18 protein-coding genes are annotated in these 18,892 nt (G+C 70.3%); 8 read left to right on the top strand and 10 right to left on the bottom strand.

All coding sequences use genetic code 11. The features are described 5' to 3' along the window. Positions 1 to 25 precede the first annotated feature (25 nt). Positions 26 to 1,267 (top strand): aromatic ring-hydroxylating oxygenase subunit alpha, encoded by a 1,242-nt coding sequence (locus NVS83_RS15340; RefSeq protein WP_258740091.1) that lies wholly within the window; start codon positions 26 to 28, stop codon positions 1,265 to 1,267. Then, a complete protein-coding gene (locus NVS83_RS15335) occupies positions 1,267 to 2,316 on the top strand; it encodes an FAD-binding oxidoreductase (RefSeq protein ID WP_258740090.1) in 1,050 nt (349 codons plus the stop codon). Before NVS83_RS15340 ends, NVS83_RS15335 begins: the two co-directional genes overlap by 1 nt. Before the next feature lie 31 nt (positions 2,317 to 2,347). On the opposite strand, the gene bhcC is transcribed toward NVS83_RS15335, so the two are convergent. Together bhcC and NVS83_RS15325 are read right to left on the bottom strand one after the other, a co-directional pair. Further along, positions 2,348 to 3,511 (bottom strand): 3-hydroxy-D-aspartate aldolase BhcC, encoded by a 1,164-nt coding sequence (bhcC, locus tag NVS83_RS15330; RefSeq protein WP_258740089.1) that lies wholly within the window; start codon positions 3,509 to 3,511, stop codon positions 2,348 to 2,350. Positions 3,512 to 3,626: 115 nt separating this feature from the next. Beyond that, on the bottom strand, positions 3,627 to 3,779 hold the full coding sequence (locus NVS83_RS15325) for a hypothetical protein (RefSeq protein WP_258740088.1): 153 nt from the start codon (positions 3,777 to 3,779) through the stop codon (positions 3,627 to 3,629). 369 nt (positions 3,780 to 4,148) lie between these two features. On the opposite strand from NVS83_RS15325, the gene NVS83_RS15320 reads away from it, so the two are divergent. Beyond that, on the top strand, positions 4,149 to 5,264 hold the full coding sequence (locus NVS83_RS15320; protein ID WP_258740087.1) for a catalase family peroxidase: 1,116 nt from the start codon (positions 4,149 to 4,151) through the stop codon (positions 5,262 to 5,264). Next, the gene (locus NVS83_RS15315; RefSeq protein ID WP_258740086.1) at positions 5,261 to 5,839 is read left to right on the top strand and encodes a cytochrome b; all 579 of its coding nucleotides are present in this window, start codon (positions 5,261 to 5,263) and stop codon (positions 5,837 to 5,839) included. The genes NVS83_RS15320 and NVS83_RS15315 overlap by 4 nt, the downstream gene beginning before the upstream one ends. On the opposite strand, the gene NVS83_RS15310 is transcribed toward NVS83_RS15315, so the two are convergent. After that, entirely contained in the window at positions 5,808 to 7,334 is a 1,527-nt protein-coding gene (locus NVS83_RS15310; protein WP_258740085.1) for an MFS transporter, read from the bottom strand. The two genes, NVS83_RS15315 and NVS83_RS15310, sit on opposite strands and share 32 nt — an antisense overlap. Positions 7,335 to 7,379: 45 nt before the next feature. Then, positions 7,380 to 8,045 carry an alpha/beta hydrolase family protein gene (locus tag NVS83_RS15305; protein ID WP_258740084.1) on the bottom strand — a complete coding sequence of 222 codons (666 nt, stop codon included), beginning with the start codon at positions 8,043 to 8,045 and terminating at the stop codon, positions 7,380 to 7,382. Between the two features lie 93 nt (positions 8,046 to 8,138). On the opposite strand from NVS83_RS15305, the gene NVS83_RS15300 reads away from it, so the two are divergent. Further along, a complete protein-coding gene (locus NVS83_RS15300) occupies positions 8,139 to 8,435 on the top strand; it encodes a DUF2218 domain-containing protein (RefSeq protein ID WP_258740083.1) in 297 nt (98 codons plus the stop codon). 4 nt (positions 8,436 to 8,439) lie between these two features. On the opposite strand, the gene NVS83_RS15295 is transcribed toward NVS83_RS15300, so the two are convergent. Further along, complete coding sequence (locus NVS83_RS15295; protein ID WP_258740082.1) at positions 8,440 to 8,700, bottom strand: sulfurtransferase TusA family protein; 261 nt, start codon at positions 8,698 to 8,700, stop codon at positions 8,440 to 8,442. A 196-nt stretch (positions 8,701 to 8,896) separates the two neighbouring features. Here NVS83_RS15295 and mobB point away from each other — a divergent pair, with 196 nt between their 5' ends. Then, positions 8,897 to 9,436 carry a molybdopterin-guanine dinucleotide biosynthesis protein B gene (gene mobB / locus NVS83_RS15290; protein ID WP_258740127.1) on the top strand — a complete coding sequence of 180 codons (540 nt, stop codon included), beginning with the start codon at positions 8,897 to 8,899 and terminating at the stop codon, positions 9,434 to 9,436. Here mobB and mobA read toward each other — a convergent pair. The 3 genes from mobA to recG form a co-directional block, all read right to left on the bottom strand. Then, entirely contained in the window at positions 9,421 to 10,032 is a 612-nt protein-coding gene (mobA, locus tag NVS83_RS15285) for a molybdenum cofactor guanylyltransferase MobA (protein WP_258740081.1), read from the bottom strand. The genes mobB and mobA overlap by 16 nt on opposite strands. After that, positions 10,029 to 10,370 (bottom strand): YbaN family protein, encoded by a 342-nt coding sequence (locus NVS83_RS15280; protein WP_258740126.1) that lies wholly within the window; start codon positions 10,368 to 10,370, stop codon positions 10,029 to 10,031. Before NVS83_RS15280 ends, mobA begins: the two co-directional genes overlap by 4 nt. Positions 10,371 to 10,473: 103 nt before the next feature. Further along, positions 10,474 to 12,555, bottom strand: coding sequence for an ATP-dependent DNA helicase RecG (gene recG, locus NVS83_RS15275; RefSeq protein ID WP_258740079.1), 2,082 nt, complete (start codon positions 12,553 to 12,555; stop codon positions 10,474 to 10,476). A gap of 148 nt (positions 12,556 to 12,703) precedes the next feature. Here recG and NVS83_RS15270 point away from each other — a divergent pair, with 148 nt between their 5' ends. After that, complete coding sequence (locus NVS83_RS15270) at positions 12,704 to 13,000, top strand: FAD assembly factor SdhE (protein ID WP_258740078.1); 297 nt, start codon at positions 12,704 to 12,706, stop codon at positions 12,998 to 13,000. Beyond that, positions 12,997 to 16,512, top strand: coding sequence for a transcription-repair coupling factor (mfd, locus tag NVS83_RS15265; RefSeq protein ID WP_258740077.1), 3,516 nt, complete (start codon positions 12,997 to 12,999; stop codon positions 16,510 to 16,512). Before NVS83_RS15270 ends, mfd begins: the two co-directional genes overlap by 4 nt. A gap of 100 nt (positions 16,513 to 16,612) precedes the next feature. On the opposite strand, the gene NVS83_RS15260 is transcribed toward mfd, so the two are convergent. After that, positions 16,613 to 16,933 (bottom strand): hypothetical protein, encoded by a 321-nt coding sequence (locus NVS83_RS15260; RefSeq protein ID WP_258740076.1) that lies wholly within the window; start codon positions 16,931 to 16,933, stop codon positions 16,613 to 16,615. A 219-nt stretch (positions 16,934 to 17,152) separates the two neighbouring features. Continuing rightward, entirely contained in the window at positions 17,153 to 18,853 is a 1,701-nt protein-coding gene (locus NVS83_RS15255) for an extracellular solute-binding protein (protein WP_258740075.1), read from the bottom strand. Positions 18,854 to 18,892: the final 39 nt, after the last annotated feature.

The raw sequence follows: 18,892 nt of genomic DNA, 5'->3' as shown, positions 1-18,892 counted from the left end.
CGGCGTCGAATGCCGGGAGCCGACGATGAGCGCGATTGAGAAAGTGTCCGAGCTTATGGCGCAGTACCGGGCGGGCCTCAGCCTGCCGGGGCCGCTCTACTACGATGCCGACGTCTACGAGATGGAGATGAAGGCGGTCTTCGGCACCCAGTGGCTGTTCGCCTGCAACGAATGCGAGGTGAAGGAGCCGGGCGACTACCTCACGCTCGAGATCGGCCGCAACTCGATCATCATCGTGCGCGACGATAATGGCGAGGTGCAGGCCTGGCACAACACCTGCCGGCATCGCGGATCGCGCATCTGCCAGGAGCATAAGGGCACGGTGGGGCGGCTGGTCTGCCCCTATCACCAGTGGACCTACGACCTGGACGGCAAGCTTCTGGCCGCCACGCAGATGCCCGACGACTTCGACCCGAAGCGCTATTCGCTGAAGCCGGTCCATGTCGCGAACGTCGCCGGGCTCGTCTACATCTGCCTCGCCGAGGTGCCGCCGGACCTCGACCATTTCAAGCGCACCGTCACGCCCTACATCGCGCCGCACCAGCCCTCGCGCACCAAGGTCGCGTTCGAGTCGGTGCTGATCGAGAAGGCCAACTGGAAGCTGGTCATCGAGAACAACCGCGAGTGCTACCACTGCGCCGGCAATCATCCCGAGCTGCTAGTCTCGCTGGTCGAGGCGGCGCTGCCGAACGACACCCGCACCCACTGGTTCGGCGATCTGATGAAGCGCAAGGGCGAGGAATGGGACGCGCTCGGCCTGCCGCACCAGCCGGTGAATGGCGGCATCGAGTTCCGCTGCATCCGCCTGCCGTTCAACGAGGGCGTGACCTCGATGACCATGGACGGCAGGCCCGCCTGCAAGAAGCTGGTGGGCGACCTGACCGAGCGCGACCTCGGCTCGGTGCGCATGTTCCACGTGCCCAACAACTGGAACCATTTCCTCTCCGACCACATCATCCATTTCCGCGTGCTGCCGCGCGGCCCGATGGAGACCGAGGTGCGCACGACCTGGCTGGTGCATGAGGACGCGATCGAGGGCTGGGACTACGACGTGAACCGCCTCGCCGAGGTGTGGCAGGTCACCAACCAGCAGGACCAGGTGCTGGCCGAGCAGAACTTCCTCGGCGTGCAGTCGGACGCCTATGAGCCCGGCCCCTATTCGCCGACTGGCGAGTTCATGATCCTCGACTTCAATCGCTGGTACACGACGACGATGGCCGCGCATCTGCCGCCGGGCGCGTCCGGCCTGCGGGTGGCGGCCGAGTAATGTCGCCCCAGGATCTGCGCCTCGCCTGCGTCGGGCGCCGCCGGGAGACCGCCGACGTCGTGACCTTCGCCTTTCGCGAGGTCGAAGGCCGCCCCGTCAGGCACCTGCCGGGCCAGGCGCTGACGCTCGCGCTGCCCCTGCCAGAGGGCGCGGCGTGGCGCACCTTCACCATCGCCTCCGCGCCAACCCGGCCGGGCGAGGTGGAGCTGACCATCAAGGCGGCGCCGGACGGCCACGCGACGCGCTGGATGCACGAGGCGCTGCAGCCCGGCCTCGAGATCGAGGCGCGCGGGCCGGTCGGGCAGTTTTCGATCGCCCATCACTACGCCCCGGCCTTCGCGCTGATTTCCGGCGGTAGCGGCATCACGCCGATGATGTCCATGTTGCGCTGGCTCGCCGACCGCGGCGAGTGCGTCGACGTGGTGTTCCTGCACGCGGCGCGCACGCCCGAGGACGTGCTGTTCGCCGACGAACTGGCGGCGCTCGACCGGCAGATGGCCAATCTGCGGATCGTGACCGTGGTCGCCGACGTGCCGTCCGGCCAGAGCTGGGCCGGCTATCGCGGCATGATCGACCGGCGCATGATGGCGCTGATGGTACCGGACCTCGCCCGCCGCGAGGTGTTCTGCTGCGGGCCGGCCGGCTTCATGGCTGCGATCGGCCGCATCTTCGACGCCGAGGGCGGCGAGACGGCGCATTTCCACACCGAGAGCTTCGGCGCCGGCAGGGCGACGGAAAGTGTGACCGTTGCTGCGGTCATGACTGCGGAGGCGCCATCCGGCGCTGCCGGCCCGACCCTGACCATCGACGGCCGCGCCGTCGCGGCGAGCGCCGGCATGACGGTCCTCGCCGCCGCGCGGTCGGGCGGAATCGTGATCCCGACCGGCTGCCAGGAGGGCATGTGCGGCACCTGCCGGGTGAGGAAGCTCGGGGGCGAGGTGGAGATGACCCACAAGGGCGGCATCACCGCCCGCGAGGAGCGCCAGGGCTACATCCTCGCCTGCTGCTCACAGCTGAAGGGCGACGTCGAGGTGACGACGAAGCGCTGACCGGCGCTCGCCCACCGGCGCGTCGCCGGCGTCAGTAGATCTTCCCGCGCGCCGAGACCGGCCAGAGCGTCTCGACCTTGCCGTTGCGGACCCCGACATACCAGTCGTGGAGATTGCAGGTCGGGTCGCAATGGCCCGGCACGAGGCGGAGCTTCTCGTTGATGGCGAGCACGTCGCCGGGGTCGGCGATGATGCCGTGCTCGTCATTGCAGGCGGTGAAGGTCACGTCGTCGCGCTCGAACACGGCCGGCAGGCCGGAATCGAGCGATTGCGCCTTCAGCCCGGCGTCACACACCGCCCGGCCGGATCGCGCATGCGACATGATCGAGGTCAGCACGAACAGGGCGTTCTCCCATTCGCCCTTGTCGAGGCGGCTTCCGTCGGCGGCGCGCACGCGGCCATAGGAGGCGTCCATGAAGGCGTAGGAGCCGCATTGCAGCTCGTTGAAGACGCTCGATGAGGATTCGATGGTGTAGCTGCCGGTCCCTCCGCCGGAGACGATCGCGGGCGCAAGGCCGGCCGCCGTCAGCGCGTCGACCGTCGCCCGGGCGATGGCGACTGCGCCGTCCATCCGGGCCTGCCGCTCGGCGAAGTCCTCAACATGCTGGCCGGGGCCGTGATAGGCCTGCAGGCCGGCGAAGCTCAGCCCCGGCGCGGCGTCGATCGCGCGGGCGATGGCGACGGCGGCCTCGGGCGAACCGACACCGCAGCGTCCGGCTCCGCAATCGACCTCGACCAGGCAGTCGAGCTGCGTGCCATGCCGCTGCGCCGCCGCCGACAGCTCGGCGACATTGGCGATGTCGTCGACGCAGACGCTGATGCGCGCGCCGAGCAGGGGCAGGCGCGCCAGCCGGTCGATCTTCAGCGGATCACGGATCTGGTTCGAGATCAGGATGTCGGCGATGCCGCCGCGCGCGAACACCTCGGCCTCGCTCACCTTCTGGCAGCAGGCGCCGGCCGCGCCGCCCAGCTCCTGCTGGAGCTTCAGTATGTCGACCGACTTGTGCATCTTGGCATGGGCGCGGTGGCGCATGCCGTGGGCCTTCGCATAGGCGCCCAGCTTGCGGATGTTCCGCTCCAGCGCATCGAGGTCGAGCACCAGGCAGGGTGTCTGGATCTCGGCCTCGTCCATGCCCGGAAGGGCCGGCACGTCGAAGCCGAGCTCGAGGCGGCCGGTTCGCGGATCAGCATTCATGCGCGGCGGTTCCCTGCGATGTCCAAGTTCCGCAGGGGTTTTCGTTCGCCCGGCACGCCGTGTCCAGAGCTAAGCCGCGCGTGGACTGCGGCCACGGGCCGGCAAGGCCGCCGGCTCAGTGCGCGAACAGCCGCACCAGCAGCCAGATGGTGAACAGGACGAGCGCTACGCGCAGGACGACGCTGAAGATCGGATGCATGGGAGATCGGGCCTCGGGAAAGCGGAAAAGGATTTCGCAAACGCGGCGACGCGGACGAACGAACTGCAAGGGATCAGGTCGATTCCTCGACAGGTCGCGTCCCACGACGGCCGGACGGCGAAAACACTTCGGGACCTCCCGGCCGCACCCTTGCGGATGCCTGCGGGACCGATGCCGGCAGCGATCCAGCCGAATGGCGAGGCTGCCTCTAGGTGAGGTACCGGAGCACGCATCCGGCCGCCGAGTCAAGCGGATGCATCAATCCAAAGGGTGTTGCCGAGGCGGCCTCCGATTCCCGCGAGACGACCCGCAGACGCGGGCGTGCGTTTGCGCAGATCGCGTCGCAATTGACACGACCATGTCCGTCCGATGCCGCATCGTGGTAAAAGGCTCGGAATAAACGCATCCGCGCCAGCGTCCACGGGCAGAGGGCAGTCGATGCAGAGCGAACCCGATCCTTCCAAAGACACCTACCGGCTCTGGCCGCCCGGCCCGCGCCTGCTGGCGGCGCTGGGCGCGTCCGCCGTTGTCGCGCTCGCCCTCGCCGGCGGGCTCGCCTATGCGGGCGGGCTGTTTACGCCGGGCCGGCTGACGCAGCGCGCGATCGTCGACACATTCCAGCAGATCAACGGCGTGCACCCCGGCTTCCGGCGCAACCACACCAAGGGCGCCTGCATCGCCGGCCATTTCGAGAGCAACGGCGCCGGCCAGCACCTGTCGAAGGCCGTCGTCTTCGCGCCCGGCACGCTGCCGGTGACGGGCCGCTTCGCGGTCGCGGTCGGCAAGCCCTTCGTGCCCGACAACAAGACACAGGTGCGCAGCCTCGCGCTGCGCTTCGAGCTTCCCGGCGGCGAGGAATGGCGCACCGGCATGAACGACATCCCGGTGTTCCCGGTGCCCACGGCGCAGGATTTCACAGGGCTGATGACGGCTACCGCACCCGACCCGGCGACCGGTAAGCCGGACCCGGCACGGGTCTCCGCCTTCTTCGGCGCGCATCCCGAGGTGGCGGCGGCGCTCAAGCGGATCAGCGCGCGGCCCTTCGCCAGCGGCTTCGCCAATGCGAGCTACAACAGCCTTGACGCGTTCCATTTCGTCGCCGCCGACGGCACGGTGACGCCGGTGCGCTGGGCCATGGTGGCGGTCGATCCCTATGTCGCCGAACCGGCCGACCAGCCCGGCACGCCCGACCCCGATTACCTGTTCGACGATCTCGCGGCGCGGCTCGCGCGCGGGCCGGTCGAGTGGCATCTGGTCGCCACCATCGGCCAGCCGGGCGACCCGACCGCCGATGCGACGCTGCCCTGGCCGGACGACCGGCAGAAGGTGGACCTCGGCACCCTCACCATCGACCACATCGAGGCCGAGGCCGCCGGCAATTGCCGCGATGTGAATTTCGATCCGCTGGTGCTGCCGGCGGGCATCGAGCCCTCGGACGATCCGCTGCTCAGCGCCCGCTCCGCCGCCTATTCGGTTTCCTTCACCCGCCGGGCCGGCGAGCCCAAATCGCCGAGCGAGGTGCAGTTCCCCGCCCAAGGAGGCGCGCCGCAATGAGCCCCGCCCCAATGAGCCCCGCCTTTCCCGCACTCTCGCGCCTGCTGCACTGGCTGATGGCGCTGATGATCATCGCCATGCTGTTCATCGGCATCGGCATGCAGGCCTCGCTGGCCGACTATCACTGGCTGCTGTCGGTCCACCGTCCGCTCGGCATCGCCATCCTCGTGCTGGCGGCGGTGCGGCTGCTCAACCGGCGGGTCAGCCCGCCGCCGGCCCTGCCGGCCGGCATGCCCGGCGTGCTGGCCTTCGCCGCCCATGCCTCGCATGTCGCGCTCTACGCGCTGATGTTCGCCGTGCCGCTTGTCGGCTGGGCGATGCTGTCGGCGGCGCGCTACCCGGTCGTCCTCTATGGCAGCCTCGTTCTGCCGCCGATCCTGCCGCAGAACGACATGGTGTTCGCCCTCCTCAGGACCACGCATACCGTGCTGGCGCTGGCGCTGTTCGCGCTGATCCTCGCCCATATCGGCGCGGCGCTGATGCACGCCATCGCCTTCCGCGACGGCGTGTTCCAGTCCATGGCGAACTGGAGGCTGCGCCCGGTCAGAGCCGGTTCAGGCGCCAGCGGACGATAGCGAGCCCGACCAGCGTCGCACCGACGCAGGCGAGCGCGGCGCGGCCGAAGGCGAGCGAGAAGGCGGCCTCGGCCGCCTCCATCAGCCGCGCCGCGGCTTCCGGCGGCAGGGCGGCGGCCGCGCTCACCGCCCCGTCGAGCGAGCGGCGCCCATGCTCCGCCGCCGCGGGCGGCAGGCCGGAGAGGTCCGCCCCATTCATCGCCACCCGGTAGGTCGCGGTGACGAGGCTGCCGAGCACGGCGATGCCGAGCGCGCCGCCGAACTCGAAGCTCGCCTCCGAGATGCCGGAGGCGGCCCCGGCGCGCTCAAGCGGCGCGACCCGCATCACGAGATCCGTCGAGAGCATGCCGACCGGCGCGAGACCGAGGCTGATCAGGACGATGGCGGACGTCATCACCGCCATCGAGGATTGCGGCGTGACCCACATCAGCAGCAGGAAGCCGAGCGCCGCCGGCAGCAGGGTCAGGCTCAGCACGTCGACGATGCGGTAGCGGCGGACCAGCCAGGGCGTGGCGAGCGAGCCGAGGGCGAAGCACACGCCGGACGGCGCCGTCCAGAGCCCGGCCTCCTTCGCGCTCATGCCGAGCACGAGCTGGAGATATTGCGAGATGAAGATGAAGATCCCCATCGCCCCCAGCATCGCCGTGACGTTGAGCATGAGCGCGGCGCCGATGCCCGGATGGCGGAACAGGCCGAGGTCGATCATCGGATCCTCGAGCCGCTTCTGGCGGGCGATGAACAGCGCGCCGACCGCGAGCCCCAGCACGATCGCCAGCGCGGCGACGAGATCAGGCCCGCTCTCGGCCGTCCGCTTCATGCCGTAGATCACCGCCAGCGAGGCGAGGATGGACTGGACGGCGCTGAGAATGTCGAGCCGCCCCGCGTTCGGGTTGCGGAATTCCGGCAGCAGCAGCGGCGCGACCAGCAGCAGCGCGATCATCACCGGCACGGCGGCGAGGAACACCGCGCCCCACCAAAAATAGGTGAGGATCACCCCGCCCACGAGCGGGCCGAGGGCGGCGCCGGAGGAGAAGCAGGCGATCCACACGCCGATGGCGAAGCTGCGCTCGCGCTCGTCGAGGAAGATGTTGCGCACCATGGAGAGGGTCGAAGGCGCCAGCGTCGCCCCGGCGATGCCGAGCAGCGCCCGCGCCGCGATCAGCTCCTCGGCGCTGCGGGCGAAGGCGGCGAGCAGCGAGGCGGCGCCGAACGCCGCTGCGCCCGCCATCAGCAGCCGGCGCCGGCCGATGCGGTCGCCGAGCGTGCCCATGAGCATCAGCGTGCCCGCGACCATGAAGCCGTAGATGTCGACGATCCACAGCAACTGCGCCGGCGAGGGCGCGAGGTCGAGCGCGAGGTGCGGCACGGCGAGGTTCAGCACCGTGAGGTCCATCGCGTAGACGAGGCACGGCACGGCGATGACGGCGAGCGCCGTCCAGTCGCGCAGGCTCGCGCGCGGGCCTTCCGCCGCCCCAGTTCCGCCTGTCACTTCCATGACGGGCGCCGCCTTTGGCGGGGAGGAATGGGGACGCGCACGCGGCTAGTTGCCCGTCATGCTCTCGAGCGAGGCGATGATGTACTGGTGGAACTGGTCCATGGAGTCGATGCTGGTGTGGTCGATGCCCGGAACGCCCGACAGGTCGTAATTCTCGAGCTGCCCGGGATAGCCCGGCACCGCGACCACCGGCCGGCCGAAGCCGTCCTTGGCCCAGAAGTTGACGAAGACCTCGACATTGTCCGGCACCGGCGCCGGCTCGGTGGCGTCGAAGGTCACGCCGAGCGCGACCGGGATCGCCTGCGCGTCCACCGCCGTCGCCACCTGGATCACCGCATTGGCGCCGAGCGAATGGCCGATCACCACCACCGGCCCGGTATGGCCGGCATCGTGGCGGGCGTCGATCTGGGCGATCACCTTCTCCGCCTCGTCCCAGCCATAGACCTCGCAGACATAGCCGCGCGAGACCAGTTCCTTGGCGAGGCTGTCCATGCCGGTCGAAAACACGCCGAACAGGCCGCGCAGCAGATAGACATGGGTCTGCGCCCGCGTGGGCAGGGTCTGACCCTTCGAGGCGGTCACCGGCGGCGAGGCCCAGGGCGGGCGCGGGGAGGTCTGCGCGGCGGCGCCGGATGCGCCGGCCAGAAGGGTCACGGCAAGGACGCAGGCCGCGAGCATCGCCACGGCGAGGTTGAGACGACGGAATTTCATGAAACACCCCCACGCGCCATCGGCGCACCGCCTATATAAGGCCGGCACGGGACAGGCTTGTCCATTCGTTTGACCCTGGGTGAGGAGAGTTTGATGGTATCCACCCACGCACACGTGCCGACCGCCCATGGCAGCCGCTACCTCCAGCAGCTCTGCAAGCACTGGGCGCACAAGCTGGAGGTCGAGTTCACGCCGGAAGAGGGGCGGGTGAAGCTGCCCGACGGCGCACTCGCCGAGATGAAGGCCAGCGCCGAGGCGCTGGACGTGCGCATCGACGCGTCCGACGCGGAGCTTCTCGAACGCATGAAGGGCGTCGTCGCGCGCCATCTCGACCGCTTCGCCTTCCGCGAGGCGCCGCTTCCCTTCGACTGGCAGGACGCCGCCGCCTGATCGCCTAGCCGGACACCGGCTCCGCCCGCTTGCGGATGCGGAACACCAGCGGCAGTGCCGCCGTCTGCGCGTCTTCGAGTTCGTTGCCGGTCTGGTTCACGAGGTGGGGGATGTCGATCGCCGCCATCGGGTCGGTGCATTCGACGATGATCCGGGCGCCCGGCACCGCCCGCTCCAGCGCGCGGCGCGTGTGCAGGGCGGGCAGGGGGCATTTCAGCCCCTTCAGATCGAGCCGCACCGGCCCGCCATTCGCGTCGTCGTCCATCATGCCTCTCCGCGCGCGGCACTAGACCGCGCCCGTTCCGCCGGCAAGCGAATTCGCGCGCCGGCGGGGCCGGCAGGCGATTGGAACGGGCGATGACGCCATGGCCGGCGCCGCCTTGACTTGGCGCTGCGCGAGGCCGATCTGGCGGAACGTCACGAGGGAGGCGAGGATGGCTGAGGCGACGCGGGAGGCGGCGATGCGTGTCATCGGCTTTGCGGGCTGGAGCGGCGCGGGCAAGACCACGCTGCTGGCGCGGCTGATCCCGGTGCTGGTCGCGCGCGGGCACAGCGTCTCGACGCTCAAGCACGCCCACCACAATTTCGACGTCGACAAGCCGGGCAAGGATTCCCACACCCACCGCATGGCCGGCGCCACCGAGGTGCTGGTTGCTTCGGCCAATCGCTGGGCGCTGATGCATGAGCTGCGCGGCGCGCCCGAGCCGGAGCTGCTGGAACTGCTCGCCCATCTGGCGCCGGTCGACCTCGTTCTGGTCGAGGGCTACAAGCGCGACCACCATCCCAAGATCGAGATCCACCGCGCCGAGGTCGGCAAGCCGTTCCTCCACCCCGAGGACCCCCACATCGTCGCCATCGCCTCGGACAGCGCGCTGCCGGACGTGGCCCTGCCGGTGATCGGGCTCGACGATGTCGAGGCGATCGCCGACGCGGTCGAGCGCCATGCGGTGCCGGTCGAGCGCGTGCCCTGGCGCCTGCCGGACCCTCAGGCGGCCGGATAGGCGGCGAGGATGCGCTCCGCCTCGGCGAGGTCGTCGGGCGTGTTGACGTTGAAGAACGGGTCGTAGGGCGCCACCGGCCACTCGACCGTAGCCGCATTGGCGCGCGCGACCCAGCCGTCGACGCGGCGCACCTCCTCCTCGACGACGAGCCGGCGCAGCGCCTCGCGAGACGCCGGGCTCCACACGCCGACCACGCCATGAACTCGCCCGCCCGAGGCCGCACAGGCGGCGCCGGTCTCAGCGGCGGCGGCGACAAGCCGTGCGGCGAGGTCGCGCGGCAGGAACGGGCAGTCGGCCGGCACGGTCAGCAGCCAGCGCGCCTGCGGCAGGTGCCGGGCGGCGTGGTCGAGCCCGGCGAGGATTCCCGCCAGCGGCCCCGGCCGGCCGGGCAGATCGTCGGGCACGAGCGGCAGGTCGAGGCCGAGCTGCGCCGCCGGCCCGTTGGCGTTCAGCAGCAGCGGGGCAACCTGCGGGCCGATCCGGTCGACGACGCGCGCCAGCAGGTTCCGGCCGGCGATCTCGCGCAGCCCCTTGTCGCCGCCGCCCATGCGGCGCGACAGCCCGCCGGCAAGGATGAGGCCCGCCGGTGCCGTCATGCGGTCGGCCGGGTGAGGAGATAGGCCGAGACGGCGACGAAGATCGCGCCCAGCAGGCCGAGCATCGGCAGCGAGAAGCCGAGCAGCACCAGCACGCCGAAGCTCGCCGCCATGCTGCCGGTGGCGACGAACTGCGCCCAGCGCGGCACCGCGCCCTTCTCGCGCCACGCCACCACCGAAGGGCCGAGACGCGGATGGCCGAGCAGCCACGCCTCGAAGCGCGGCGAGGAGCGCGAGAACAGCCAGGCGGCGAGGATCAGGAACACCGTTCCCGGCAGGCCCGGCAGGATGATGCCGGCGATGCCGATCCCCACGCACAGCCAGCCGGCGGCGAACATCACCCAGCGCAGGGGTGAGGCCGTCGAATAGGGCTGCGCCTGCCTGTCGTCCGCCGGTTGCATCGCCACCGCGCCAGATTGGTCCCGCAGGGTCATGTAGTCATCAGCCCGCGCCCAGCAACTTCACGGCGACGTCGCGCTCGAAAATATGCAGCAGCAGCCGCAGCGCCGCCCCGCGCGGGCCGGCGAGGTCGGGGTCGGTGCGCACCATCTCCAGCGCCTCGGCACGGGCGGCGACGAGCAGGTCGCCATGGATGTCCAACTGGGCGAGCCGGAAGCCGGGAAACCCGCTCTGGCGGGTGCCGAGCACGTCGCCTTCCCCGCGCAGGCGCAGGTCCTCCTCGGCGAGGAAGAAGCCGTCCTCGGAGGCCCGCAGCGCCTCGATGCGCTGGCGGGCTATCTCGCCGAGCGGGCGGCGATAGAGCAGCAGGCAGGTGGAGGCGACATCGCCGCGCCCAACGCGTCCGCGAAGCTGGTGGAGCTGGGCGAGGCCGAAGCGCTCGGCGTGCTCGATGACGATGATGCTCGCCTCCGGAACGTCGACGCCGACCTCGACCACCGTCGTCGCCACCAGAAGCTGGGTCTCGCCGGCGGCGAAGGCGGCCATGGCGGCGTCCTTCTGCGCGCCCTTCATGCGGCCGTGCACAAGCCCGACGCGATCGCCGAAATACTGGCGCAGATCCTCGTAGCGGGCCTCGGCTGCGGCGAGGTCGGAGTTCTCGGATTCCTCCACCGTCGGGCAGATCCAGTAGGCGCGCCGGCCCTCGGCCATCGCCCGGCCGAGGCTCGCCACCACCTCGTCGATGCGCTCGGTCGGCAGGGCGCGGGTGTCGATCGGCTTGCGCCCGGCCGGCTTCTCGCGCAGCTCGCTCGAATCCATGTCGCCGAAATAGGTGAGCACCAGCGTGCGCGGGATCGGCGTCGCCGTCATCACCAGCACGTCGACCGCCGCGCCCTTGGCGGCGAGGGCGAGGCGCTGGTGCACGCCGAAGCGGTGTTGCTCGTCGACGATCGCGAGGGCGAGGTCTCGGAAGGCGACGCCCTCCTGAAACAGGGCATGGGTGCCGACCACGAGGTCGATCTCGCCCGCTTCCAGCGCCGCGAGCAGGTCGGCCCGCGCGCGCCCCTTCTCCCGCCCCGTCAGCAGGGCGACGCGCAGCCCGGCGGCCTGCGCGAGCGGGGCGATGGTCTTGAGGTGCTGGCGGGCGAGGATCTCGGTCGGCGCCATCAGTGCCACCTGCCGTCCCGCCTCGACAACCGTCGCGGCGGCGAGCAGCGCCACCACCGTCTTGCCCGAGCCGACATCGCCCTGCAGCAGGCGCAGCATCCGGTCGTGCGAGGCGAGGTCGGCTCGGATCGCCTCCAGCGCCGTGACCTGCGAGCGGGTGAGCGTAAAGGGCAGGGCGGCCTCGATGCGGCGGGCGACGTGCCCGTCGCCCGTGCTGGGGCGCCCCGCATCCTTCACCGTGCGCCCGCGCACCAGGGCGAGCGCGAGCTGGCCGGCGAACAGCTCGTCATAGGCGAGGCGCTTCCAGGCCGGGCCGAGCGGGCTCGCATCCGCCGTCTCGCGCGGCTGGTGCACCTGGACCAGCGCCGCATGGAAGCCCGTTGCCGGCGCGGCCTCCTGCCATTCCGGCAGCTCGCCGGTGCGCGCGAGCGCGGCCTCGATGGCGCGGCGCAGATGGCCCTGGCCGAGCCCTTCGACCAGCGGGTAGACCGGCTCGATCGGCGGCAGCTTCGCCAGCCCGGCCTCGTCCACCACCCGGTCCGGATGTGACATTTGCGGGATGCCGTCATAGAGCGTGACGGTGCCCGAGATCCACCGCGTCTCGCCCACCGGCAGCAGCCGCTCCAGCCAGTTCCGGTCGCCCTTGAAATAGGTGATGACGATGTCGCCGGTCTCGTCATGGGCGTAAATGCGGTAGGGCGCGCGCGAGCCGCGCGGGGTCGGCGCGTGGCGGTCGACCCGCACTTCGAGCGTCACCACCGTGTCCGGCACCACCTGCGACAGGGTCGGGCGCGAGCGGCGGTCGATGGTGGAGGCTGGCAGGTGCAGCAGCAGGTCGAGCACCCGCGCGCCGCCCTCGCGGCCGAGCAGCCGCTCGAACGGGCGGGCGAGCTTCGGCCCGATGCCGGGCAGGTCGGTGATCGCCGCGAAATAGGGATTGAGGATATCCGGCCGCATGAGGCGGGAAGGTGGACGAAGCGCGCGCCCTGCGCAACGCGCCGGGCAGAGATACGCACCGCGCTCCATATGTAGTCCTGACAGGTCGCGCGCGGCGCGCTAAACACAGCGCCTTTCGCGCTGCACCTGCGCAGACAGGGATTCAGAAATGTCCGGAACCACGCGTTCCAGTGCCGGGCTCGACGCCCGCCGCCGCCGCATCCTCTTCCGTGCCTGGCATCGCGGCACGCGCGAGATGGACCTGCTGATGGGCCGCTTCACCGACGCGCTGATCGGCGAGATGTCGGACACGGACGTGCTCGACTTCGAGCGCCTCATCGAGGTCGAGGACCCGGACCTGTTCGGCTGGCTGGCGAGCGGCGCGCCGCCGGAAGGCTTCGACACGCCGGTGTTCCACCGCTTCCGCCACTTCCACCTGTCGGGCGAGGGCGTTCCCGAGCTATGAAGACTGCGCTGCCGAACATCGCGTCCCGTCTCGCGCCGGGGCGCACGCTGACGCTTTCCAACGTGCCGTCCGGGATGGAAGGGCTGGTGGTGGCCGACCTTGCGCGCGCGCTCGCCGCCAAGGTCGACGGCCCCTGGCCGACCCTGATCGTCATCTGCCGCGACGCCGAGCGCATGGCGGAGATGGAGCGCGCGCTCGTCTTCTTCGCCCCCGGCGTCGAGGTGCTGACCTTCCCGGCCTGGGACTGCCTGCCCTATGACCGCTCCTCGCCCAACGGCGCGGTGGTCGCGCGGCGCATGACCACGCTCGCCCGCCTGTCGCGGGTGAAGGGGCGCGAGGGCGGCAGCATTGTCCTCACCACGGTGAACGCCGCGCTGCAGCGCGTGCCGAAACGCGCGCTGGTCGCCACGCAGTCCTTCTCCGCCGCGCCGGGCAACGCTCTGTCGATCGACGAGGTCATCGCCTGGGCCGAGATGAACGGCTTCCAGCGCACCTCGACCGTGCGCGACACCGGCGAATATGCCGTGCGCGGCGGCCTGATCGACCTGTTCCCGCCGGGCCTGCCGCAGCCGGTTCGGCTCGACTTCTTCGGCGACACGCTGGAATCGATCCGCTCCTTCGATCCCGAGACCCAGCGCACGGCGATGCAGATGCGCGCGCTGGACCTGGTGCCGATGAGCGAGTTCCAGCTCACTACCGAGACCATGCGCCGCTTCCGCATGGCCTATGTCGCCCAGTTCGGCGCCGCCCAGCGCGGCGACCTGCTGTACGAGGCGATCAGCGAGGGGCGCCGCTATCCGGGCATGGAGCACTGGCTGCCGCTGCTGCATGACGGGCTCGACACGCTGTTCGACTACGCGCCCGATGCGCCGATCGTGATGGAGGCTCAGGACGACGACGCGGCGGCCTCCCGGCTCGAGCAGATCGCCGACTATTACGACGCCCGCCGCGAGGGCATGGAGCATGGCGGCGCCGGCGCGCCCTACAAGCCGCTGCCGCCCGACGCGCTCTACCTGACCGCCGAGGAGTGGAAGCGCGGGCGCGAGGCGGCGCCGAGCATCGCCCTGTCCGCCTTCGCGCTTCCCGAATCGAAGGACATCGTCGACCTCGCCGGCCGCCCCGCGCGCTCCTTCGCGCCCGAGCGTGCGGACCCGGAGGGCAACGTCTTCCAGAGCGCGGCGGACTATCTGCGCGACCTTGCCAAGCAGAAGCGCACCATCCTCGCCGCCTGGTCGGACGGCTCGCGCGACCGGCTCTCCACCGTGCTCGCCGATCACGGCCTCAAGGGCACGCAGACGGTGGGCACGCGCGACGCGGCCGAGGCGCTGCCGAAGGGCATCATCGCGCTCGCGGTGCTCGGCATCGAGGCCGGCTTCGAGACCGACGGGCTTGTCGTCATCGGCGAGCAGGACATCCTCGGCGACCGGCTGGTGCGGCCCAAGCGCAAGGCGCGCCGTCCGCAGGACGTGATCGCCGAGCTGACCTCGCTTACCGCCGGCGACCTCGTGGTGCATGTCGACCACGGCATCGGCCGCTTCGTCGGGCTGACGACCATCGAGGCGATGGGTGCGCCGCACGACTGCCTCGAGATCCACTATGCGGAAGGCTCCAAGCTGTTCCTGCCGGTGGAGAACATCGAACTCCTCTCGCGCTACGGCTCGGAAGACACCGAGGCCCAGCTCGACCGGCTCGGCGGGGGCGGATGGCAGGCCCGCAAGGCGCGGATGCGCTCGCGAATCCGCGAGATGGCGGCTGAGCTCATCAAGATCGCCGCGCAGCGCCAGCTCAACGACGCGCCGCGCCTGGTGCCGGCGAGCGGGCTCTATGACGAGTTCCGCGCCCGCTTCCCCTATGAGGAGACCGAGGATCAGGAAGCCGCGATCGAATCGGTGTTCGACGATCTCGGCTCCGGCCATCCGATGGACCGGCTGGTGTGCGGCGATGTTGGCTTCGGCAAGACCGAGGTCGCGCTGCGCGCCGCCTTCGCGGTGGCGCTGAACGGCAAGCAGGTGGCAGTGGTGGTGCCCACCACGCTGCTCGCGCGCCAGCATTTCAAGACCTTCTCCGAGCGCTTCAAGGGGCTGCCGGTGGTGGTGCGCCAGGCCTCGCGGCTGGTCTCCTCCAAGGAGCTCGCCGAGACCAAGAAGGGGCTCGCCGACGGCACGGTGGACATCGTCGTCGGCACCCATGCGCTGCTCGGCAAGACCATTAATTTCAAGGATCTCGGCCTCGTCATCGTCGACGAGGAGCAGCATTTCGGCGTCGGCCACAAGGAGCGGCTGAAGCAGATGCGCGCCGAGGTGCACGTGCTGACCCTGACCGCGACGCCGATCCCGCGCACGTTGCAGCTCGCCATGACCGGCGTGCGCGAGCTTTCCATCATCGCCTCGCCGCCGGTCGACCGCCTCGCCGTGCGCAGCTTCGTCACGCCGTTCGATCCGCTGATCGTGCGCGAGGCGCTGCTGCGCGAGCGCTATCGCGGCGGGCAGAGCTTCTATGTGTGCCCGCGCATCGAGGACCTCGCCGAGGTGAAGGACTTCCTCGACAAGGAGGTGCCGGAGGTGAAGGTCGCCGTCGCCCACGGGCAGATGGCGGCGACGCAGCTCGAGGAGATCATGTCCGCCTTCTATGACGGGCAGTTCGACGTGCTGCTGTCGACCACGATCGTCGAATCCGGCCTCGATATCCCGACCGCGAACACGCTGATCATCCACCGCGCCGACATGTTCGGCCTCGCCCAGCTCTACCAGCTGCGCGGGCGGGTGGGCCGCTCCAAGACCCGCGCCTATGCGATCTTCACGCTGCCGGTCAACAAGGTGCTCACCGCGCAGGCGGAGCGCCGGCTGAAGGTGCTGCAGTCGCTCGACACGCTCGGCGCCGGCTTCCAGCTCGCCAGCCACGACCTCGACATACGCGGCGCCGGCAATCTGCTCGGCGACGAGCAGTCCGGCCACATCAAGGAGGTCGGCTACGAGCTCTACCAGGAGATGCTGGAGGAGGCGATCGCCCACCTGAAGGCCGGCATCACCGCGCCGGTGGCGGACAAGTGGTCGCCGCAGATCTCCATCGGCATGCCGGTGCTGATCCCCGAGGAGTACGTCGCGGACCTGCACGTGCGGCTCGGCCTCTATCGCCGGCTGGCGGACCTCGAGACCGATCAGGAGATCGAGGCCATCGGCGCCGAGCTGGTCGACCGCTTCGGCCCGCTGCCGGAGGAGGTGGAGCTGCTGCTCAAGCTGGTGGCCATCAAGGCGCTGTGCCGGCGCGCCAATGTGGAGAAGGTCGACGCCGGCCCGCGCGGCATGGTGCTCACCTTCCGCGAAGGCAAGTTCCCGAACCCGGCGGGCTTCATCCAGTATGTCGGCAAGCCGCATGTGGTGGCGAAGATGCGCCCCGACGGCAAGGTGGTGTTCTCCGAGGACTGGCCGAACCCGACCGCGCGGCTGCGCGGCACCGGCGTCATCCTCAAGGAGCTGGCGAAGATCGCCGAGCAGGGCGCCAAAGCAGCCTAGGGCGTCGTGCAGGGGGCGCTTTGGCCGACGAAGCGGCCGGGCCGGGGCCGGCGGCGGCGGCGCCGGTCGGGGCGCGAAATAGGCGTGGCGTCAGCCGCGCTCACTCGATCGGGGCGTCGTAGGCCCCGTCATTGTCGGGCAGGATGTCGGAATCATTGTCCGAGCCGGGGCCGGAGAAGATCGGGTCGTTGCCGCCGGCCTGGTTCATGTAGTCCATCGACTTGTCGGAGCCGCGCGGGTCCGGCAGCGGGCCGTAGTCGAGATAGTTCGGGTTGTTGACGGTCGGGATGTTGATCTCGACGCCGCCGCCCGGCTGCGGCTGGCCGGTGGGGCCGGGATGCACCGTGATCGACGATTGCGCGAGTGCCGCGACGGGCGCCGTCATCAGCAGGGCAAGCACGGGAAACGCGGCGTAGCGCATGAATCGAACTCCGAAACGGTCGGTGTGGCTCAGCGTTCACCGCTGCAGGCGCCACGGGCGGCCGCCCTTAAGGAACGCTTTCCGGCCGGCCTGTCCAGCGCTTCGTGCCATCAAGGTCAATGATTCCTCGGAGTGTGGCGGCAAGGTCCCCAGCAAACTCGCCGGCACATCCTACCGTCAGGGCGCCGGGCACGGCGCCCCGCCTGCCGTATGGGCAGGTTACAGCTCGCTCTGCCACCAGCTTTCCGCCAGCGTCCCGGCCAGCGCCACCTCCTTCGGCCGCTGGATCTGGCGCCAGCGCGCGATCCACTGCGTCGGCGTGTAGAACAGCGGCAGCGAGAACCGCGCCGAGATCAGCACGCGGTCGAGCGCGCGCACCGCGAAGACGAAATCCTGCCGCTCGCGGGCGGCGAGCAGCGCTTCGATCATCGCGTCCGCCGCCGGGCTCTTCAGCCCCATGAAGTTGCGCGTGCCGGGCATGTCGGCGGCGGCCGAGCCGAAATAGAACGCCTGCTCGTTGCCGGGCGAGAGCGACTGGTCCCAGATGTAGGGAACCATGTCGTACTCGTAGTTCTGCTTGCGGGCCTCGAACTGGACGCTGTCGACGAGGCGGATGGAGAGCGTCACGCCGGCGCGCTTGAGCATCGCCTGATAGGCGAGGGCGAGGCGCTCCTGGTCCTTGGTGCCGACGATCAGCTCGGGCGCGAACGGCTTGCCGGTCTTGCTCGCGGCGAGGGTGCCGCCCTGCAATTCCCAACCCGCCTCACGGAACAGGTCGAGCGCGCGACGCAGTCGTTGGCGGTCGCGGCCCGAGCCGTCGGAGGTCGGCGGCTCCCAGGTGCCGTCCATCACCTCGGGCAGCACCGCGTCGGGGAAGGGCGCCAGCAGCTCGCGCTCTTGCGCCTCGGCCGGGCGGCCGCGGGCGGAGAGCTCGGAGCCGTCATAGAAACTGCCGTTGCGCCGGTAGAGGCCGTAATAGAGATTCTCGTTGGCCCAGGGAAAGTCGAACAGCTCCGTCATCGCCTGGCGCACCCGCACGTCGGCGAACACCTCGCGGCGCATGTTGAAGACCAGCGCCGAATAGGGCTTCGGCTTGCCGTCCTCGACCTCCTCGCGGATGATGCGGCCCTGCCGCACGGCGGGAATGTCGTAGCCGGTCTTCCAGCGCCCGGGGTCGGTCTCGAAGCGGATGTCGTAGAGCTCGCGCTTGAACGCCTCGAACTGGCTGTTCACGTCGCGGTAGAAGTCGTAGCGCAGCACGTCGAAATTGTAGTTGCCGCGGTTCACCGGCAGGTCGCGGCCCCAATAGTCCGGCCGCCGCTTCATCACCACCGTGTCGCCCGGCTTCACGTCGGCGACCTCGTAGGGGCCGCTGCCGAGCGGGGCGGTGAAGCTCGTCTCCTCGAAGCGCGCCTCGTCGACCGCGTGCCGCGCCAGCACCGGCATGAGGGCGAGGATCAGCGGCAGCTCGCGGTCGACGACGCCGAACTCGAAGCGGATCGCCAGCGGCCCCGTGACCACGGCATTGGCCACCTTGCCGTAATAGGTGCGGTGGTTCGGTCGCCCCCTTGCGCGCAGCAGCTCGAAGGAAAACAGCACGTCGTCGGCCGTCACCTGCGAGCCGTCCGAGAAGCGGGCGGCGGGGTCGATCTCGAAGGCGACGAAGGAGCGCGCGGCGTCGGTGCGCACGCCGTGGGCCAGCAGCCCGTAGCAGGTGAACGCCTCGTCGGGGCTGCGCGCCATCAGGCTTTCGACGATGTTCCAGCGCACGAAGGGCGGCGCCGTGCCGCGCACGACGAAGGGGTTCAGGCTGTCGAACGCGCCCACCGCGCCCTGCACGAGCTGCCCGCCCTTGGGGGCGTCCGGGTTGACGCTGCGGTAATGGGAGAAGCCGGGCGGATAGAGCGGGCGCCCGTGCATCGCGATGCCGTGGGCGGGTGCCGCGCCGGGGGTGGGTTC

Origin of the sequence: Ancylobacter mangrovi (assembly GCF_024752335.1) — a bacterium.
GTDB lineage: Bacteria > Pseudomonadota > Alphaproteobacteria > Rhizobiales > Xanthobacteraceae > Ancylobacter > Ancylobacter mangrovi.
This window is presented reverse-complemented; position numbering and strand designations above follow the sequence as displayed.

Bases quoted from the DNA above. Each gene is read 5' to 3' on its own strand.
- NVS83_RS15315 (WP_258740086.1), top strand. From the start codon at position 5,261: ATGAGCCCCGCCCCAATGAGCCCCGCCTTTCCCGCACTCTCGCGCCTG.
- recG (WP_258740079.1), bottom strand. From the start codon at position 12,555: ATGCGGCCGGATATCCTCAATCCCTATTTCGCGGCGATCACCGACCTG.
- NVS83_RS15310 (WP_258740085.1), bottom strand. From the start codon at position 7,334: ATGGAAGTGACAGGCGGAACTGGGGCGGCGGAAGGCCCGCGCGCGAGC.
- mobB (WP_258740127.1), top strand. From the start codon at position 8,897: ATGCGTGTCATCGGCTTTGCGGGCTGGAGCGGCGCGGGCAAGACCACG.
- NVS83_RS15260 (WP_258740076.1), bottom strand. From the start codon at position 16,933: ATGCGCTACGCCGCGTTTCCCGTGCTTGCCCTGCTGATGACGGCGCCC.
- NVS83_RS15320 (WP_258740087.1), top strand. From the start codon at position 4,149: ATGCAGAGCGAACCCGATCCTTCCAAAGACACCTACCGGCTCTGGCCG.
- NVS83_RS15340 (WP_258740091.1), top strand. From the start codon at position 26: ATGAGCGCGATTGAGAAAGTGTCCGAGCTTATGGCGCAGTACCGGGCG.
- NVS83_RS15270 (WP_258740078.1), top strand. From the start codon at position 12,704: ATGTCCGGAACCACGCGTTCCAGTGCCGGGCTCGACGCCCGCCGCCGC.
- NVS83_RS15295 (WP_258740082.1), bottom strand. From the start codon at position 8,700: ATGGACGACGACGCGAATGGCGGGCCGGTGCGGCTCGATCTGAAGGGG.
- mfd (WP_258740077.1), top strand. From the start codon at position 12,997: ATGAAGACTGCGCTGCCGAACATCGCGTCCCGTCTCGCGCCGGGGCGC.
- NVS83_RS15255 (WP_258740075.1), bottom strand. From the start codon at position 18,853: ATGCACGGGCGCCCGCTCTATCCGCCCGGCTTCTCCCATTACCGCAGC.
- NVS83_RS15300 (WP_258740083.1), top strand. From the start codon at position 8,139: ATGGTATCCACCCACGCACACGTGCCGACCGCCCATGGCAGCCGCTAC.
- NVS83_RS15335 (WP_258740090.1), top strand. From the start codon at position 1,267: ATGTCGCCCCAGGATCTGCGCCTCGCCTGCGTCGGGCGCCGCCGGGAG.
- NVS83_RS15280 (WP_258740126.1), bottom strand. From the start codon at position 10,370: ATGTTCGCCGCCGGCTGGCTGTGCGTGGGGATCGGCATCGCCGGCATC.
- bhcC (WP_258740089.1), bottom strand. From the start codon at position 3,511: ATGAATGCTGATCCGCGAACCGGCCGCCTCGAGCTCGGCTTCGACGTG.
- NVS83_RS15305 (WP_258740084.1), bottom strand. From the start codon at position 8,045: ATGAAATTCCGTCGTCTCAACCTCGCCGTGGCGATGCTCGCGGCCTGC.
- mobA (WP_258740081.1), bottom strand. From the start codon at position 10,032: ATGACGGCACCGGCGGGCCTCATCCTTGCCGGCGGGCTGTCGCGCCGC.